Genomic DNA, 17,451 nt, shown 5'->3' on the forward strand with positions numbered 1-17,451 from the left:
GAGTGGAAATCAACGTCCAAATTGTACAAGCCATAAAAATAGACAAACTCGATTTTCATCGAGTTTGTCTACAGTCTAAAGCCTCCCATAATGTTGGGAGGCTTTTCTAATTATCATCACTCTTTATGAAACATCCCCATGACCTCGGCGGTTTCGGTTATATTGACAAAAGCATTCGGATCCACTTCTTTTATCATCGTTTTTACATCGGTTAACTGATAACGTGTAATGACTGTCATCATTACTTTACTCTTTTCTCCTGAATATGCACCTTCACCATCCATGACTGTAATTCCACGATAAAGGTTGGTCAGGAGCTTGGTTTTCATTTCGTCACTCTTTTTAGTAACGATCATCAATGTTAATTTAATGTGATTGGAATGGATCGTATCGATCACCTTTCCTGCTGCATAAATGGAAATCAGCGTATATAATGCGGCATCCCATCCAAAGATGAAGCCTGAGATAACCACCACAACTGCATTCATCACCGAAAGCAATGTACCAAGTGGAAAGTCGCTCTTCTTAGCCAATAGCATGGCAATGATATCAAAACCGCCTGAAGAACCTGAAGCACGAAAGATGATGCCTATACCGAATCCCGATATGATTCCGCCAAATAAAGAAGACAAAATCGGCTCAGTGGATATTCCGTGAACTGGAATGAGGTATAAACTGACGGATATCACGACAACTGATAATATCGTATAGGTGATAAAGCGTCTCCCTAATTTCAAGTATCCAAGAATCAGCAATGGCAGATTCAACAGAAAATTCAATATCCCTGTGTTGACGGGGGTGATGATTCCGAACATAATCGCAAGTCCACTAAGTCCGCTGCTTAAAATTAAATGAGGTATCAAAAATAAGTTATAGGCTACTGCAACAAGCACTGAGCCCATAGTGATCAAAAGTACATTATACATATCCGATCTCCTTAAAACGAACTGGGAATTTAATTTATTATAGTAGAGAACCTTACGTTTTTAAAAATAATAGTTTTTTCTGAAAACAACTTACAAACTTACATTTTTCCGATATAAAAGAAAAAAGCCAGCTGGTTTTCAGCTGGCTTTCAATCACCCTTTGTATCAGTATTTTCAACCGTTGAAATCCGCTCGAGCATGGTTGGATGGGAATACCGCAGCCATTTAACCAGGAATGGTGGGTTGACTTGACTCAAACCCGACCTCGTGAGTTCCTGGAACGTCGTGATTGCTGATTCTTTATCCCCAGTCATTTCAATGGCATAACGGTCAGCCCTTGTTTCTTGATATCTGGAGACATAATTGGACAGCGGACTCGAAGCAAAGAGCAGAACAGACGTTATTAAGAGAAATAAAGGAAGAGAAGAAATGCTGTCAATAGAACGAACCTTTAACAGATGGCCCCAGCGTCTAATGATAAAATTCATGATTTTCGATGTCAGCCACAAACCGATTAAAGTCAGTCCTAAATAACCTGCAATCCCTATATAAATATGCTTTTCCACATAATGAGCCATTTCATGTGCCATGATAAAAAGGATTTCATCTTCCTTCAGTTTGTTCAGGGTCGTATCCCAAAGGACTATTCTTGAGTTGGAACCTATGCCGGTCACGTATGCATTCAGAGCATTTGTCTTTTCCGCCATATTTACTTCATACACGTGTTCAGCAGGAATTTCAGCCTGTGAGGCAAGTGCCAATATTTCCGTTTCCAGCTCTTTATTTTTGAGCGGATAGAATTCATTATATAGTGGATCAATCAATACAGGCTGTACAAACATCAGGAACAAGGTAAATGGAATGGACAACATCCAAGCATAGAGCCACCACTTCTTCACACTTTTTTTCATTAACCAATACAAAACGGACACGATGATGAACATCATCCCGAAATTCACCCAGAATTCGATGACTCCGTCCTTCATCCACGAGGTGAAACTTTGTGTACTTATATGGTAACTCCTACTCATCCGATATCCAATGAAACTGATTGGAAACAGTGCCAGGTAAGAAATAACGGAAAGCCAGAATAAGTAGATGCCCGTTCTGACCGCTTTCCACCTCGAGACTGCCATTGACGACTTTTCAAATGCTTTTGAAAAACCGAATAATAAAATGAAGAAATACAGCAGCCATTCATATGGCGTGGATACGAAAAAAATAAAATTCCGCAGTCCTGAATACTCTTCGCTAAGCTTTAGTTCCCTTGCATTCAGGAATGTTGCAGGATCTGCTGCAGTTCCACGCAAAGCCTCGGGAATCGAGGTATCAGCTCCATAAAATATATACCAATACATCGCCGCTGCATAAAGGATATATAACAGAATCGCTCTTCCAGCCCATTTTCTAACCATGATGCCCCTCCTTAAACGAATCTCCCTCTCAATAGTTTAATCCAAAATGGACAGGTTAGAACCGCATTTCCCTTCTATATTATTTATTCCTTTCAATCTCCATCATTTTGTTTATTTTTTATTCTTTATTATCAACCTTAAGATTTCACAGAATACACCTTTAGTCAAAAATGCACTTCCGGGATAATATGGCCATACGAAGAGGTGAAATGATTTATATGCAGAGATATTTTTAAAAAAACGGAGGGCTTGGAGGTTTAAGGCAACAACGAATTTATCCCTTTGCCGCCACCTAATTGCTTTGATGTAAATCGTTTCATCAAATTTTTTGGAATGTGATTTCGATAAAGAAGCCGACTAACGGTACGGCGGGCATAAGTAGTCATCCCTTCATCCCTCTTTTTTGAAAACTATACAAAAGTGCCATAAGCTCCGGTCGATTATTAACATTCAGTTTTCTGTAAATACGGCTTAAATAGTTTTTTACCGTGCCGATGGATAGAAAAAGTTTTTTTGAGATTTGCTGATTTGTTTCGCCTTGGGTCAGCAGGATAAGCAGTTCATACTCGCGTTTAGAAAAGGCCCCCAATTTTTCGATTGCCTTATCCAAAGTTACTGGTGATCTTTCAACATCCTGCTGCAGCTTCTTCATTAAAATTGATTTAAATGAGGCAGGATAAACTATCTGACCGTTGGCACATTGACGGATTGCCGACAGCACTTGTTTCATTCCGCCATCCTGTAACACATAACCTGCTGCACCATGGCATATCGCTTCGATAAGATAATGATCTTCTGAATAGTCAGTAAAAACAAGGAAAGGAGTGGATGGATGTTTTACCTTTAGGATTGGCATGACTTCCTGTCCATACTTCCCTGATGACCGGGCATCAATAATAATGACATCTGGCATGACTGATGATGTGTGATTAAAATCAAGAAGGTCCATTTCATTTCCAGTCACCCCTATGGCCTTAATGTCTTCTTCTTTTTCGATGAATTCCTCAAGACCTCCCTGCCCACCATATATCAATAGCTTAATCGACTTCATAACATCACCTGTTACTTTCATTATTTGTTATTAATCCGATAATTTTTTATAATTGCCCGCCGCTAATAGTTCTATTGGTCTATACTTTACATCATTAATTCACCTTATAACAAATTTAAACTGTAAAATGCTTAAAAAGTGTACCTCCTGACAGTAAAAAGGCTATCACCCATTTACCTTCAGGATGATAGCCTTTTTCTTTGTTCCTCATCTATGAGCGTATCAAGTTTCATGATGCTTTCCTTTGCCCTGGGAAAATCAATTTTGCGATAATGATGTTTTCCACCTTCTTCTTCATCTTTTTCGTCGGCCCATTTGACGACTTGCTGAAGCGGTGTACGAATAATATCATTTGAAGGTAAGAACGAATCGGTGTGAAATAAAATGGCGAGGGAAATGGTCTTTGCTTTTATCGGGTTTTCTCCCAAGCGGATTAACAGTTTATGTGCTCGTTCTGCACCTTTGATGGGGTGAATATCATTTTGTTTATACATATCATAATCCCATTTTCCATTGCGATACCAGGTGAAATGACCCATATCATGCAAAAGTCCAGCTTTAGCAGCAATATCAGGGTCGACATTATATTCGTTTGCTAAGTGAAACGCATGGTATGCTACCGCAATCGCATGTGCCAGACCTGAACGGTTCAAGTATTTTTGAGCAATGGGATGTGTAAAAATATCCAAAAGTTTTACATCTCTCATCTAACCCCTCCTTACAATTATGTGGAAATTTTTAATGACAATCATAACTCTTTTCGAAACAAGAATCAAGGTTTTAAGATTCTCCAATATATTTTATGCAGCCTGATACACTTTGGTTGTACAAAAAAGGACCATGCCGGTTATAGGCAATGATCCCTGATGATCAATGAATATTCAGTTTTGCAGTACATGGTTTTTCAAGGAGCGACGTAATATTTTACCAGTAGCGTTTTTAGGAAGTTCATCCAAAAACTCGATTATTGCCGGTACCTTATATTTGGCCAAGTGTTCCATGCAATAGGCAAGCAGTTCTTCTTCTGTCAATGTATTGTTTTTCTTTACCACAAAGCATTTAACCACTTCCCCTTGATTGGGATCGGGAACGCCTATGGCTGCTGCCTCAACTACTTCAGGATGGGCATACAGAACCTCCTCCACTTCACGTGGATAGACATTATAACCACCGACGATGATAAGCTCCTTTTTACGATCTACAATGAAAAAATAGCCTTCATCATCCATCCTGGCTAAATCGCCTGTATATAACCAGCCATTTTTCAAGGCAGCGGCTGATTCTTCAGGCATTTTATAATAACCCTTCATTACATTCGGACCTCTGACAATCAATTCTCCTACACCATTGATTGGCATTTCTTCTCCAAGCTCATTGACCACTTTGTTTTCCACCCTAAGGATGGAGGTTCCGATGGATCCCGCCTTCCTTGGACGATCCAAAGGATTGAAGCAGGTAACAGGGGATGCTTCGGATAAGCCATATCCTTCTGAAACCCTGACATTAAATTTTCGCTCGAATGATTCAAGCAGGGACACTGGCATGGCGGATCCGCCCGATATGCATATCCGTAACGACTTCAAAGCATCTTCTTTCGCATCTGGGTATTGGAAAAGAAAGTTATACATCGTAGGCACTCCAGCAAAAACGGTTGCATCATATTTTTTGATTTGCCTGAATATTTCCTTTGGACTGAATTGCGGGACAATTAAAAGCGTACCCCCGCTTATCAATGGGGCATTCACAACTACCGTTAAACTGAAAACATGGAACATTGGCAATGTCGTAATGACACGGTCACTTTCCGAGATTTTTAAATATTCACCAATATCATGTGCATTGGAGTAGATATTGGTATGTGTGAGCATGGCCCCTTTTGGTTTCCCCGTTGTTCCGGAAGTATAGAGTATGATTGCCGTATCTTCAGGATCCAGTTCTGGCCCTTTAAAGCCGTCATCCCCCGATTCGATCATTTTTGTAAACGATTTCATTTTTGGGCAGATGTTAAATTCGCTAATACCCCCATTATCCTGCTGCGTTTCACAAATAACATATTGTTCTACGCTTGAAAGAATCGGGTTCATTTTCTCTAGTAAGGGTAAAAGCTTATCTAATGCCACAACAACCTTAACATCGCCATTATTCAGGATATAACCAATCTCGTCAGGTGTATAAATTGGATTGACGGGAATTACGGTCGCCCCTGCTCGCATAGCCCCATACAAAGAAATGATGAAATGTGGAGAGTTGCCCAATAACAGCGCAATGTTATCACCTTTTGAAACACCAAGCCTATGTAATTCGTCTGCGAACTTCGTAACGGCTTTATCCAATTCCCCATATGAAGTGGATTGATCCATAAAGTAATATGCTGGCTTATCCGCCTTTTTTAAAGCCATTTGATGAAGCTGTTCAGATAAATTCATCTTTCTCCCTCCCCTGCAAATAGCATGAATGAATAATCATTCATTTTTTTGGTGAACTAAATACATTTTTATTATATTAAAAGAAAGCTATTACAGCAACAATTTTATCCATATTCAAGCAATTACTGTCATTATTAGGCACAAAAGCCGTCCTATTAAGTCGGGACGGATTTTGTGCCTTAATATATTAGTGCCAATATTTCTTCTTTCGTTACATTGCCAAAATAATGACGAACATCTATCTCATCTAGTACCCTGCTGATCGCTTCCTTTTCATAACGTGTTCCAGTAAGCTTTTGTTCAATATCCGCAACCTCTCCGACCCCGAAGAAATCGCCGTAGATTTTACAATTCTCAATGATTCCCTTGTTCACTTCAAGGCGGATATCAACAGACCCCACAGCGAATCTATGTGAGTTTTGTAAGTTGAATTTAGGCGATTTTCCGTAATTCCATTCCCAGTTTTGATACCTTTCTTCAGAGATTTTGTGAATTTTCTCCCAATCCGTCTCCGTTAAAATATACTCTGTAACCTTACCGCTATCTTTGAAAATATTTTGCAGAAGGAATGAACGGAACTCTTCAACAGACATCGGTTCTTTTAAGAAATCAGCGATATTACCGACACGGCTTCTTATTGATTTTATCCCTTTGGACTCGATTTTATCTTTTTTCACTTTTAAAGCGGATACAATGTGATCCATTTCTGATTGAAACAGCAATGTCCCATGACTGAACATTCTGCCCTTCGTTGAAAACATCGCGTTTCCCGAAATTTTCTTTCCTTCAGCCAGAATATCGTTACGACCGCTCAATTCAGCATGTATTCCAAGTTTCTCAAGCGTTTCCACGACAGGCTGGGTGAATTTCTTGAAATTATGAAAACTATCCCCATCGTCCCTCGTAATGAAACTGAAATTGAGATTCCCTAGGTCATGATAAACCGCTCCACCCCCGGAAAGGCGGCGAACAACTGTAATGCCATTTCCATCTACATAATCGGCATTGATTTCTTCAATCGTATTTTGATTTCTTCCTATGATGATTGAAGGACGATTAATATAAAATAGAAGATAGGTTTCATCTATATTTAAATGTTTAAGCGCATATTCTTCGATGGCAAGGTTAATTCTTGGATCTGTAATTCCCTTATTATCAATAAAAAGCACAGTTGTTCCTCCTTGTAGACTTCATATCACTGATGTTTCATTTATAGTTGGAATTCGAGATTGGTTTTAGCTACAGCTATTTCCCTTTTGAATACCTCGGATGCTTCTGTTTTCAGTTGATCAAGATTCCCATAATGAGGGAGATGAGTTAACAGCAAAAGCTGGACGTCAGCCTTTTCCGCTAGCATGCCCGCTTCTCTTGCCGTCATATGCCCCGCCTTTGAACCATCCATATCACTGTAAAAATTACTTTCACATAGTAAAACGTTTGCGTCTTTAGCGAAATCTGCAAGCTCATCCATATATGAACTGTCCCCTGTGTAAACTATCGAATGATTTTCAGCTTCAATCCTCATTGCAAAACAAGGGACTGGATGATTTGTTTTCATGAACGTAAATTTACACGGTCCAATGGTTAAGGGTTGATCAGCAGTGTAGGCTATCCCCTTTGTCACGTCTTTATAAGTTAACTTACCAAACTCGACTTCGTCCAAATCATGACCATAAATAGGAATCGTCCTTTTTTCGCTGCCCAATATCTGCTGTATGAACGCAGCGTGCTGCAGGACACCAATATCCGCTACATGATCCGGATGATAGTGGGATAATACAACAGCACCAAGATCCTCCGGCTTCATATGGTTTTGCAGCTGTGATAGAACACCGCTGCCACAATCAAGCAGAATGCGAAAATCTTCATATTCAAGCAAATAGCCGGAACTTGCCTCATTTTTAGCTGGATAACCGCCCCAGCAGCCAATTACGGTGATTTTCATGCTTAGGCACTCCTTTTTTTCTCTCAATGACTTCCCCATTAATATAAACTATTCTTGCCCTTATTTCACCTTTTTTACTTATGTTATAAAACATTGGTTGACATATCAAATCTGTTATAATACAATAAAACCATAGAAAAGCGAATAATAAAATAATTCAGGAGATGATGTTCATGATTCAAAGTAGCGTTGAGTTCTTTAAAAACCTGCCTCCGAAACAATGCACGGAATGCGGAAAAAAAATCGAAGAACAGCACGAATGTTATGGAAACCACTGTGATCATTGCCTTTCTGGAGAGTAGTAGTCTTGTGTTTCACCATCCGCTTCCCAAATAGCAGGATGATTTATATAAGGTTCAGTTTCGCAGCTGAAAAACATCCCCAATAAAAAGAAGAGATACCGATGATCGGTATCTCTTCTTTTTATTGGGTCATTGCCTTTCAGCCAAAAAATAGAATTATCACTTTACGGATAATCCTTTGAACAAATATATTTTAAATAGTTCAGCAATTTCCTCTTTCTCTAATGGGGCATGGTTCCTTTCCCAATCAAAAATCAGGGCAAGGTACATCTTTAGCATCAGGAAAGCTGTTATCTCTGGATCGCAAGGCTGTATATAGCCCTTATCAATCGCTATTTTTAGTTTTTCCTTAATGTAGGATACAATGGCTTCTTCCATTTCATTAACCATTTCCTGAACGGCCGGCGTACCAATTTCCCGCTCTTCCTGAAGAAGTTTTAAAGATAATTGATGTTCCTGCCTGAACTCCAGAATTCGATAAACGGCCCGATGCAGATTTTCAAAAAAGGAGAGTTGATCATCCAAAGATTGTTCCGCCTCATATTTCATTTCCTCTATCATCCGCTGAACGATTTCTTTAAACAGCTCTTCTTTATTTTTATAAAAGGTATAAATGGTCCCTTTTCCCACATTGGCAATTTTAGCGACTTGATCCATCGTCGTTGCCTTATATCCAAAAAGTGAAAACGACTTGGTCGCGGCTTCTAAAATTAATTTTTTACGATCAACAGACATTTTCCACCTCAATCCTGACCAAACGGACAAAACAGTCATTATGTTCAACGATATCATACCAAAAATATTCAGTCTTTTCAATTAAATTTTCAATTTTTTAGAGAAACAATGGCCATCCTCATTAATGGACAGCCACTTTTTCAAAAGGGTATTAATTTAAATCACTCAGGTAAAGTAAAAAAAGCGCCGCTTTTCCAGGTGTATGGCATCTATCAACTTCATATGAAAATATGTAGAGCACATTGTAAGCACGGTTAAACCAATTTCCTCTATTGATTGATCACTTTTCCTGTAATTTGTTTAAAATGATTGTGGCCAAGGCATCGATGAATTCAGGTTTAACATTGGGCATATCCGGCCTATAGTAACCTGCACCAATCTCTTCCGTCACAACCTTACATTCATAATCGTTATCATAAAGGACTTCAAGGTGCTCGGCAACAAAGCCAACAGGAATATAAATGAAAGCTTTATAACCTTTTGTTTGATGGAGATCTCTGGTTAAATCCTGTACATCAGGTCCCAACCATGGTTCAGGTGTTTGTCCAGCGCTTTGCCAGCCTACTGCATAATTGGTAACCCCTGCTCCTTCAGCAATCATGTCTGCCGTTTCTTTCAGTTGATTTGGATACGGATCTCCTGATTGCAGGATTTTTTCAGGGAGGCTATGTGCCGACACAATCAAAGCGAAGTTATCGCGTTCTTCCGAGGTCATTTTCCCGATTACTTCTTTTACTTGGTCTACCCAATATTGAATGAATTTCGGCTCATCATACCAGCTTTCAACGGAAGTGATGGTCAGGTCCCCCAATTTAGCGGCTTCATCCTGGGCACGTCCATTATAAGACTTCACGCTGAATGTTGAAAAATGCGGTGCCAATACTATACTGACCGCTTCTTCGATTCCATCTTCATGCATTTGTTTCACTGCGTCTTCAACAAAAGGTTCAATATGTTTCAGTCCAAGATATGCCTTGAATTCAACTTCTTCCTGAACGGAATTCAATCTCTTTTCAAGGGCTTCAGCTTGTCCTTCCGTTATTTTTGCAAGCGGGGATAATCCACCGATCGCTTCATATCTGCCTTTTAGGTCGGCAATCAATTCATCGCTTGGCCGTCTCCCATGACGAATATGTGTATAATATCTTTCAATATCCTCTTCAGTGTATGGAGTACCATAAGCCATGACTAAAAGGCCCATTTTTTTTCTTGACATGAAATTACACCTCATTTAAAGATTTCGTTCTTTTATTGTGCATCCAATTAATGATTTTTAGCAAATGGCTCGCTCACCTTACTTCATTTTTGATGAATATTCATGAATGAAAGCGGTCAGCCTCTTCAGTGTTTCCGGGTTTACGGAAGGGAAAACCCCATGTCCCAGATTAAAGATGTAGCCGTCCTGTTCCATGCCCTGATCCAGGATCCTTTTCGTCCGTTCTTCTATAACATCCCATGATGATAAAAGAAGGGCAGGATCAAGATTACCTTGTACCGTTTTCTGTATTCCCATTTGTCTTGCTTCTGTAATTGGCAGTCTCCAATCGAGCCCGACCACATCAATCGGAAGATCATTCCACTCAAGTGCCAAGTGACTTGCGCCGACCCCGAACATGATTAGCGGTACATTTTCTTCACGCAATGAAGAAAAGATACGAGTCATGATCGGCTTGATGAACACGCGGTAATCTTTAACATTCAAAGCACCTACCCATGAATCAAAGATTTGGATGGCACTAACGCCGGCTTTAATTTGTGACTTGACATATACGATGATCATTTCCGCTAGCTTATCCATTAATGCAAACCAGGCCTTTGGCTCGGAATACATGAAAGCTTTCGTCTTATTGTAGTTTTTGGATGGGCCGCCTTCAATCATGTATGAAGCAATGGTGAACGGTGCCCCGGAGAAACCGATCAAAGGAACGGATAATTGCTCCGTGGTCAATAATTTAATCGTGTCCAACACATATGGGATATCTTTCTCCGGGTTCAATTCACCTAACTTTTCAACATCTGTCACCGATTGGATCGGATTGGATATGACTGGACCGATTCCGGACTTAATCTCAACATCCACACCAATGGCTGGCAGCGGTGTCATTATATCTTTATATAAAATCGCAGCGTCTACGTCATATTGCTCAACAGGCAATCTAGTCACATAAGCGCATAATTCCGGCTGATGAGTAATCTCAAAAAGGGAGTACTTCTCTTTCAACTTACGGTATTCCGGCTGTGAACGGCCAGCCTGACGCATATACCAAACAGGCACATGATCCGTTTTCTCTCCTCTTGCAGCTTTTAAAAATGTATCATTCGTAATTTCCTTAGACATTAATATCCACCTTTCAAGCAATCACGTTTCTATTTTTATTCATTACCTACATAGAATATCAGAAGGATGTTGAATTTCAAATCGAATCTCTTTAAACTATAGCTTTTTCTATAATAGAAGTATAGCCAACCTATTTATTTGTCAGAAAATCGACTTTTTTATAAGTATCTTACCGGCATCAAAGACTATTGGTTAGATTGGAAATGGTAAAAGCACTATTCATTGGGTAAAATGGGTATACAGGTACTATAGATATTGGAGGGGAATTTATGAATGTATTCATCACATCAGGCAGTTTCAATTTTTTGAAAAGCAAAAAAGATAAGCATCCGAATGAAAATATATTACTTATGCAAAATCCTGACACTACAGTACTTTTACATGAAACAGCAGGTAAAACGATCTTCAGTTCTCCACGTAAGTATGAAGTAGTTGATGGGAAAGGAAACCTTCAGGATCATGGGTATGTAGTCATGAACAATATACCTGTCAGTGAAGAAGGAAGGCCGGTATTCGAACATCGTTTTAAAAACAGGGCAGGATTCATTGAAAATGAACCAGGTTTTGTCGCACTTCGTGTACTGCGGCCAATCAACTCTGAAACTTATGTAATCTTAACGATTTGGGAGAAACAAACCGATTTCCTGAACTGGAAGAAGTCCAGTTCCTTTCAGAAGGCGCATAACAGCGACTCCAAAGCTCCCGTTACAAATTCCAGCCAGAAGATGTTTTCAGGTGAAGCCTATGTAACGCAGTATACTTTGGTGAAGGATCCAGAAGAATAATCCATTCTTTCTCAATAAGAGGCCCATCCCTCAAGGATGGGCCTCTTTGAATTCAGTAATACAGAGCGTTATTTTGGACGGCCCAAAAATCTATGAACCTATAACAATCCGACAAATTCCTTCTTTATTTCCGGGGAAATGCAACGGCTATTTACATATATTTTATCTGAACCCTTTTTTCAAAGTACTTTAGGCCCGAAAAATTTATACAATTTAAACAGCGTTAAAATATATGCCGCTCCTAATGCAAAACCTGCCAAGTTGGAACGTGAACTTTCATAGCGATCCTGCTGACCCCGATTAGCAAAACCAGACAAACGAAACCGATTTCCATTGCCCATTTCAAAGAGTTTCCTTTAAATTCTTTCATGATTAAATAAGAAAACATACTGAAGAAAATAAGGCCCACCATTGCGTGGCCACTTGGAAAAATGAAGCCAGCGGTCTCCATCAAATGATTTTTTAGGGCGCACTCTTTTAATATGATTTTTTTCACCCATTTAATACATCACCCCCTGCCATACCGATAGAGAAGATGGCCATGGTCCAATAATCCTTCTTTATTATCCACAAATATAGAACCCACAATAAGCTTCCAAAACCAATGAACTTGGATTTCCCAAGATATGTAATAGGCTTGAAGAAAGTGAACGAAAAATATTCTCACCTACCGAAAAAAGTTTCGCAATATATGTATCGAACGCTAAAGTCTTCTCACTCTGGACTTCTTGCATCAAAAAAAGAATAGCAACAAGCAAATCAAAACCATAGCAATCCAGGAATATTTAATCATTATATATATCTCCTCAAGGTATTTAATTCACTTTGGATTATTCAGAATATGATATACTATTTACAATTAATCCAATCATTAGGAGGCACAAAATGATACAGCGATTACATGATCTTCTAGATGGTTCATATGAAGAAATGGTTTCCATCAGACGTTATCTTCATCAACATCCCGAGCTTTCCTTTCAAGAAACCCAAACGGCGGCCTTCATCGCTGGATATTATAAAAAACTTGGAATCGAACACCGGACAAATGTAGGCGGTAATGGTGTTATTGCCAAGATCACAGGCAATAAACCTGGTAAAACCGTAGCTTTGCGCGCTGATTTCGACGCCTTACCCATTCAGGATGAAAAAGAAGTTCCCTATAAATCTTCCGTACCCGGGGTAATGCATGCGTGTGGACACGATGGCCATACAGCGACACTCCTTGTCCTTGCAAAAAATCTGAATGATCTGAAGGATGAGCTCGAAGGTGAATATATATTTATCCATCAGCATGCTGAAGAATATGCTCCAGGAGGTGCCAAACCGATGATTGAGGCTGGCTGCCTAGATGGGGTGGATGTAATTTTCGGCACCCATTTATGGGCTACGGTCCCTACCGGAACTGTACAATACGCTTATGGCCCCATTATGGCCGCTGCTGACCGTTTTGAAATCACCATTCAAGGGCAGGGCGGACATGGAGCCCAGCCTCATAAGACCCGTGATGCAATCGTAGTCGGCTCTCAGCTAGTCATGGCCCTACAGCAAATCGTAAGCCGCCGCCTTAACCCAATAGATTCTGCAGTCATTACCGTCGGTTCCTTTGTAGCGGATAATGCCTTTAACGTCATTGCAGATAAGGCTAGAATAATCGGGACCGTCCGCACTTTCAAGGAAGATGTCCGTTCATTCATAAGCGAAGAAATGGAGCGGGTTGTTAAAGGAACCTGCCTAGCTGCGGACTGCACTTATGAATATAAATACTTTCAGGGTTATCCAGCTGTTATTCCACATATAGAGGAAACTAAATTCCTCATCGAAAGCACTGAATCCGTCAAGGAAGTTTTGATTACAGAGGAAATTGACCCGGATATGACAGGTGAAGATTTTTCTTATTATTTACAAAATGTGAAAGGAACATTCTTCTTTACAGGGGCCAAGCCAAAAAATGAACATACATATCCGCATCATCATCCTTTGTTTGACATCGATGAAAAAGCGATGCTCATTGCAGCCAAAATATTGGGCACTGCAGCTGTAACCTATCACAATAAGAAACAATCATCGCAAAAGGTGAATGAATCTTTATTACGGTAATGAAAAAGGGACGGGTTTTCCACGTCCCTTACTCTTTTAGAAGTCTGATTCGGTAACAATTGACAGCCGTCTCCCCAAGTTGTTCCAACAAGTGATGGTTGGCATATGCACCGACAGCTGCCCCAAACCCTGGGACTAGCTGGAACATTTTGATGACATCGATGTGATCGCGATATTCCTGCTGTAATTCTTGCCAGTCTATTTCCGGACATTTCCCTGAATCCCATTCTTCTATTACCCGTAATGTTTCCAGTTTTTTTTCCTCGCTCGAAAATGCCATCTGAAAGATATGGAGGATGAACAGGCGTTCCTCATATTCATTTGGATCAAAACCATATATACGGGATATTTCGAATAATAACTTCATCTTTATGCTAAGCAGTAATGGGAAATCAGCCAATCCAATTAAAAGCCCTGCCGCTCCGGTTCCCACACCTTCTATAACGGCCGTTTTCCGATAGGCCGTTACCGTTTCTGCAACCCATTCTTCTTTTTGCTGCAAGGAGAGAAGCACTACATTTTTTTCTTTAGACATATATTTCGAACCTGATAATACGGCCTCAATCATCCCTTTAATACTATCAGTAATCATTTTGTGCACTCGTTCTGGAATATAACTATTCATTTTGATTTGCGCCTTTTTGGACATCCGCTCAAGCCTGCCGGATTTCTTGGCTACTTTCTTTTTCCATGATACTAGTTCTAATAATGCCTTTTGTCCATATTCATCCATGATTTAACACCTCCGTTAAATATGTATATACCCCTTATGAGGCTTTTAGTTTCAATTTTCATTTCTTAAAAGAAAAAGCTGATTTTATGAAAAATCAGCTTCTGATTAAAAATTTTTAATTTTCTTTGCTGCATAAATTTTAAAAACGAGTAAGAAAACAAGCCCCATTGCCAAGGCGGCTAAAGCGGACATCCATTCCCCTTTCACTAGCAGGACCAAACCGAAGACAAGGTCCTCAAATAATAAGAAATAGGAAATTAGCTTTATGACTGCAGATTCTCTCATTTTTGCTGGTAATGGATACAATGAGACCCATACCTTCCATTCATGAGCCTTCCAAACCGGCAGCAGTTGCAGGGCTGTCATGAATAGGAACATGAAGGTTACAATCAAATGTGCCCATATGTTAGTGAATACACTTAAAATCACTGACCCAATGATAGTCAAGCGAAAACAAAGTCCCACATAATCATTCGATCGCAACAGAGTACGGGCGTAAAGGTAGGTATACGTTGATTTTTCACCATACGGAATGAATGATAATAGCCAGTCCATCCATTTCCTTCTTGCTACCTTTCCTTTCAAATGGGGAACATCAGTAAACATGTTCGCTATTCGATAAAAAGAATTCATCCTCTTGTTTTCCAGTTCCACCAGCCGTTCCCACTTAAGCACAAACCCTTTAGTTGCGCTTCGGTAATACATGTAAAGTCCTAACAATAATAAAAATGTTATAAGTGCAAACAGTATATTTGCCCTTGAACAGATGAAATAAAGAATCACCCCATTAAGTAAAAAGCGGATGAGAGAGTCCCAATGGCTCACTGATGTATCCTGATATTTCAACACCTGCCAGCGCATGGTTAAATTCAAGAACTTCAAAATAAGCAAAACGACCAGGATGATTCCAAGGTCCGTACCTCCTGCACCCGTAACCTTCGAATACATCGGTATAGATGCAATGAGGACAACCAGAAGAATGAACCCCTGCATGAACCAACTTAATATCAGTGAATTCTTGAAATAGCTTCTCAACTTCGTTTCAAGCGGAAGCAGGAATACCGTATCAGGTTCTTTCAAAAAAGTATTAATCGGGCTTCTGGTTACAATGATCGATAAAACAAAGGCCATGATCAATTCAGCAGGGAAATCACTGTCTAACGTCTTCACCCAATCACTGTAATAATAAGCCAAACCACCAAGAACCAAAACCATGACAAAAACTAGGTGGCCATTAAAAATATAGCGAAGATATTTTTGCGTTTCATTTATATAGCCTAAATATCTTTCCTTCCAGAGATTTTGACTATTCATGACCGATTTCTTCTTTCGTCAATTGAATGTATAAATCGTCAAGTGTTGCACCCGGCATGGAAAATTGTTCACGAAGCTGCTCAAGATTGCCTTTTGCCCGGATCTCTCCATTATGCAATATGATGAATGAATCACAATACCTCTCGGCTGTCGCCAGTATGTGTGTAGACATTAATATTCCCGCTCCGCTCTCTTTCATTTTCCTCATCAAATCAAGCAGGGATTGAATGCCTAATGGATCAAGACCCACGAAGGGTTCGTCGACGATATACAAAGATGGCTGTACTAAAAAGGCGCACATTATCATGACCTTTTGCTTCATTCCCTTTGAAAAATGGGCAGGAAACCATTTAAGTCTTTTTTCCATATGGAATTCCTTTAATAGAACGTCCATCCTTTCTTTAAATGTGGCTTCCGCCAAACCATGTGCCATTGCCGTAAGCTTTAAATGCTCCTCAAGTGTAAGCTCATCATACAAGATTGGCGTTTCTGGAACATAAGTAAATTGTTTACGATATGTATCCGGGTCCTGGGCAAGTGTCTTACCATGAATCGAGACACTTCCGCCTTTCGGCTCCATGAGTCCGATGATATGTTTAATCGTCGTACTTTTCCCAGCCCCGTTGAGCCCAATCAACCCTACTAGCTCATTCGGTTGAATGTCAAAACTTATTCCCTTTAAAACGGGCGTTTTCGTGTATCCGCCCACTAATTGCTTTATTTCCAATAAGGACATATAAACGATCCTTTCTATATAGAGGTTCTTATTTCCATTTTATCAAATTCTCCTGCTTTTATATAGTCGAGTGTACCCGGAACAAAATTTCCATAAATAACTAATTATATTTTTCCCGCTAAGTGGCCATCATAATTAAGGAAGAAGGGGTTAGTCATTACGTGTGATTCACATCATATTGTAAATGAGGTGTCAGTTAAAGACGTATTACACTGAAATACCCATAAATTTTATTACAAATGATTCACATCATATTGTAAATGAGGTGTCAGTTAAAGACGTATAACTGAATTAAACCAGAAGCTTCATTAAAAAAAATCGTTTCGAGCAAGGAGATGGTTGACTTGCACGTAAAAGCAGAAAAATCATTCAATAATTATCAATTATGCTTTGAAAGTTGATGAAACTTTAAAGATATAGGAGATGGTTGCTTTGAATGGAAAATCTCTAATCAGATAATAACCATATTTTACTACAATGTAGATGAGGTGTTTGTCGCAGAGAATTTATGCTAATGCGAATTTTGAAGCAAAAACCCCCTTTTTCGACAGGCAGGGTGCAACTTAATGTTGCATCCTGTTTTTATGATTTTTCCTTTTCTCAAGGATTCAAGCTATGGTACGATTAACCAAATACATTAACTTTTAA

Annotated in this window: 18 protein-coding genes; 3 read left to right on the plus strand and 15 right to left on the minus strand. The window is 39.5% G+C overall.

Features of this window, described 5'->3' with window-relative positions:
- Window positions 1-116 precede the first annotated feature (116 nt).
- From ACFX4I_RS20820 to ACFX4I_RS20850, 7 genes are all read right to left on the minus strand, one after another.
- On the minus strand, window positions 117-926 hold the full coding sequence (locus tag ACFX4I_RS20820; protein ID WP_230300932.1) for a YitT family protein: 810 nt from the start codon (window positions 924-926) through the stop codon (window positions 117-119).
- Between the two features lie 149 nt (window positions 927-1,075).
- On the minus strand, window positions 1,076-2,341 hold the full coding sequence (locus ACFX4I_RS20825) for a M48 family metallopeptidase (RefSeq protein WP_377422752.1): 1,266 nt from the start codon (window positions 2,339-2,341) through the stop codon (window positions 1,076-1,078).
- A 382-nt stretch (window positions 2,342-2,723) separates the two neighbouring features.
- On the minus strand, window positions 2,724-3,392 hold the full coding sequence (locus ACFX4I_RS20830; protein WP_377422754.1) for a LuxR C-terminal-related transcriptional regulator: 669 nt from the start codon (window positions 3,390-3,392) through the stop codon (window positions 2,724-2,726).
- Between the two features lie 179 nt (window positions 3,393-3,571).
- Window positions 3,572-4,099: an HD domain-containing protein gene (locus tag ACFX4I_RS20835; protein WP_230300936.1), complete on the minus strand. Its 528-nt coding sequence runs from the start codon at window positions 4,097-4,099 to the stop codon at window positions 3,572-3,574.
- A 174-nt stretch (window positions 4,100-4,273) separates the two neighbouring features.
- Window positions 4,274-5,818 (minus strand): fatty acid--CoA ligase family protein, encoded by a 1,545-nt coding sequence (locus tag ACFX4I_RS20840; protein WP_377422756.1) that lies wholly within the window; start codon window positions 5,816-5,818, stop codon window positions 4,274-4,276.
- A gap of 179 nt (window positions 5,819-5,997) precedes the next feature.
- Window positions 5,998-6,987 (minus strand): lipoate--protein ligase, encoded by a 990-nt coding sequence (gene lplA, locus ACFX4I_RS20845; RefSeq protein ID WP_377422758.1) that lies wholly within the window; start codon window positions 6,985-6,987, stop codon window positions 5,998-6,000.
- A 41-nt stretch (window positions 6,988-7,028) separates the two neighbouring features.
- The gene (locus tag ACFX4I_RS20850) at window positions 7,029-7,763 is read right to left on the minus strand and encodes an MBL fold metallo-hydrolase (RefSeq protein WP_230300939.1); all 735 of its coding nucleotides are present in this window, start codon (window positions 7,761-7,763) and stop codon (window positions 7,029-7,031) included.
- Between the two features lie 173 nt (window positions 7,764-7,936).
- Here ACFX4I_RS20850 and yhfH point away from each other — a divergent pair, with 173 nt between their 5' ends.
- Window positions 7,937-8,065, plus strand: coding sequence for a protein YhfH (yhfH, locus tag ACFX4I_RS20855; RefSeq protein ID WP_065310849.1), 129 nt, complete (start codon window positions 7,937-7,939; stop codon window positions 8,063-8,065).
- Window positions 8,066-8,224: 159 nt separating this feature from the next.
- Here yhfH and ACFX4I_RS20860 read toward each other — a convergent pair whose 3' ends face one another.
- The 3 genes from ACFX4I_RS20860 to hemE all read right to left on the minus strand — a co-directional run bounded on the left by ACFX4I_RS20860 (window position 8,225) and on the right by hemE (window position 11,138).
- Window positions 8,225-8,800 carry a TetR/AcrR family transcriptional regulator gene (locus ACFX4I_RS20860; RefSeq protein ID WP_076367257.1) on the minus strand — a complete coding sequence of 192 codons (576 nt, stop codon included), beginning with the start codon at window positions 8,798-8,800 and terminating at the stop codon, window positions 8,225-8,227.
- 280 nt (window positions 8,801-9,080) lie between these two features.
- A complete protein-coding gene (gene hemH / locus ACFX4I_RS20865) occupies window positions 9,081-10,016 on the minus strand; it encodes a ferrochelatase (RefSeq protein WP_230300940.1) in 936 nt (311 codons plus the stop codon).
- A gap of 78 nt (window positions 10,017-10,094) precedes the next feature.
- Window positions 10,095-11,138, minus strand: coding sequence for a uroporphyrinogen decarboxylase (gene hemE / locus ACFX4I_RS20870; RefSeq protein WP_377422761.1), 1,044 nt, complete (start codon window positions 11,136-11,138; stop codon window positions 10,095-10,097).
- A 269-nt stretch (window positions 11,139-11,407) separates the two neighbouring features.
- Here hemE and ACFX4I_RS20875 point away from each other — a divergent pair, with 269 nt between their 5' ends.
- Entirely contained in the window at window positions 11,408-11,923 is a 516-nt protein-coding gene (locus tag ACFX4I_RS20875) for an antibiotic biosynthesis monooxygenase family protein (protein WP_230300942.1), read from the plus strand.
- A 241-nt stretch (window positions 11,924-12,164) separates the two neighbouring features.
- On the opposite strand, the gene ACFX4I_RS20880 is transcribed toward ACFX4I_RS20875, so the two are convergent.
- Together ACFX4I_RS20880 and ACFX4I_RS20885 are read right to left on the minus strand one after the other, a co-directional pair.
- Window positions 12,165-12,335: a phosphatase PAP2 family protein gene (locus ACFX4I_RS20880; RefSeq protein WP_377422826.1), complete on the minus strand. Its 171-nt coding sequence runs from the start codon at window positions 12,333-12,335 to the stop codon at window positions 12,165-12,167.
- Window positions 12,280-12,423: a hypothetical protein gene (locus tag ACFX4I_RS20885; protein ID WP_377422830.1), complete on the minus strand. Its 144-nt coding sequence runs from the start codon at window positions 12,421-12,423 to the stop codon at window positions 12,280-12,282. Before ACFX4I_RS20885 ends, ACFX4I_RS20880 begins: the two co-directional genes overlap by 56 nt.
- A gap of 385 nt (window positions 12,424-12,808) precedes the next feature.
- Here ACFX4I_RS20885 and ACFX4I_RS20890 point away from each other — a divergent pair, with 385 nt between their 5' ends.
- Complete coding sequence (locus tag ACFX4I_RS20890) at window positions 12,809-14,020, plus strand: M20 family metallopeptidase (RefSeq protein ID WP_377422763.1); 1,212 nt, start codon at window positions 12,809-12,811, stop codon at window positions 14,018-14,020.
- Window positions 14,021-14,048: 28 nt separating this feature from the next.
- Here ACFX4I_RS20890 and ACFX4I_RS20895 read toward each other — a convergent pair whose 3' ends face one another.
- The 3 genes from ACFX4I_RS20895 to ACFX4I_RS20905 all read right to left on the minus strand — a co-directional run bounded on the left by ACFX4I_RS20895 (window position 14,049) and on the right by ACFX4I_RS20905 (window position 16,803).
- Window positions 14,049-14,753: an EcsC family protein gene (locus ACFX4I_RS20895; protein ID WP_230300945.1), complete on the minus strand. Its 705-nt coding sequence runs from the start codon at window positions 14,751-14,753 to the stop codon at window positions 14,049-14,051.
- A gap of 105 nt (window positions 14,754-14,858) precedes the next feature.
- Window positions 14,859-16,067, minus strand: coding sequence for an ABC transporter permease (locus tag ACFX4I_RS20900; protein WP_377422766.1), 1,209 nt, complete (start codon window positions 16,065-16,067; stop codon window positions 14,859-14,861).
- Window positions 16,060-16,803, minus strand: a complete 744-nt coding sequence (locus tag ACFX4I_RS20905) for an ABC transporter ATP-binding protein (protein WP_048677969.1) — start codon at window positions 16,801-16,803, stop codon at window positions 16,060-16,062. Before ACFX4I_RS20905 ends, ACFX4I_RS20900 begins: the two co-directional genes overlap by 8 nt.
- Window positions 16,804-17,451: the final 648 nt, after the last annotated feature.

The sequence above is a fragment of the Peribacillus sp. YIM B13472 genome (genome assembly GCF_042788005.1).
Lineage (GTDB): Bacteria > Bacillota > Bacilli > Bacillales > DSM-1321 > Peribacillus > Peribacillus simplex_E.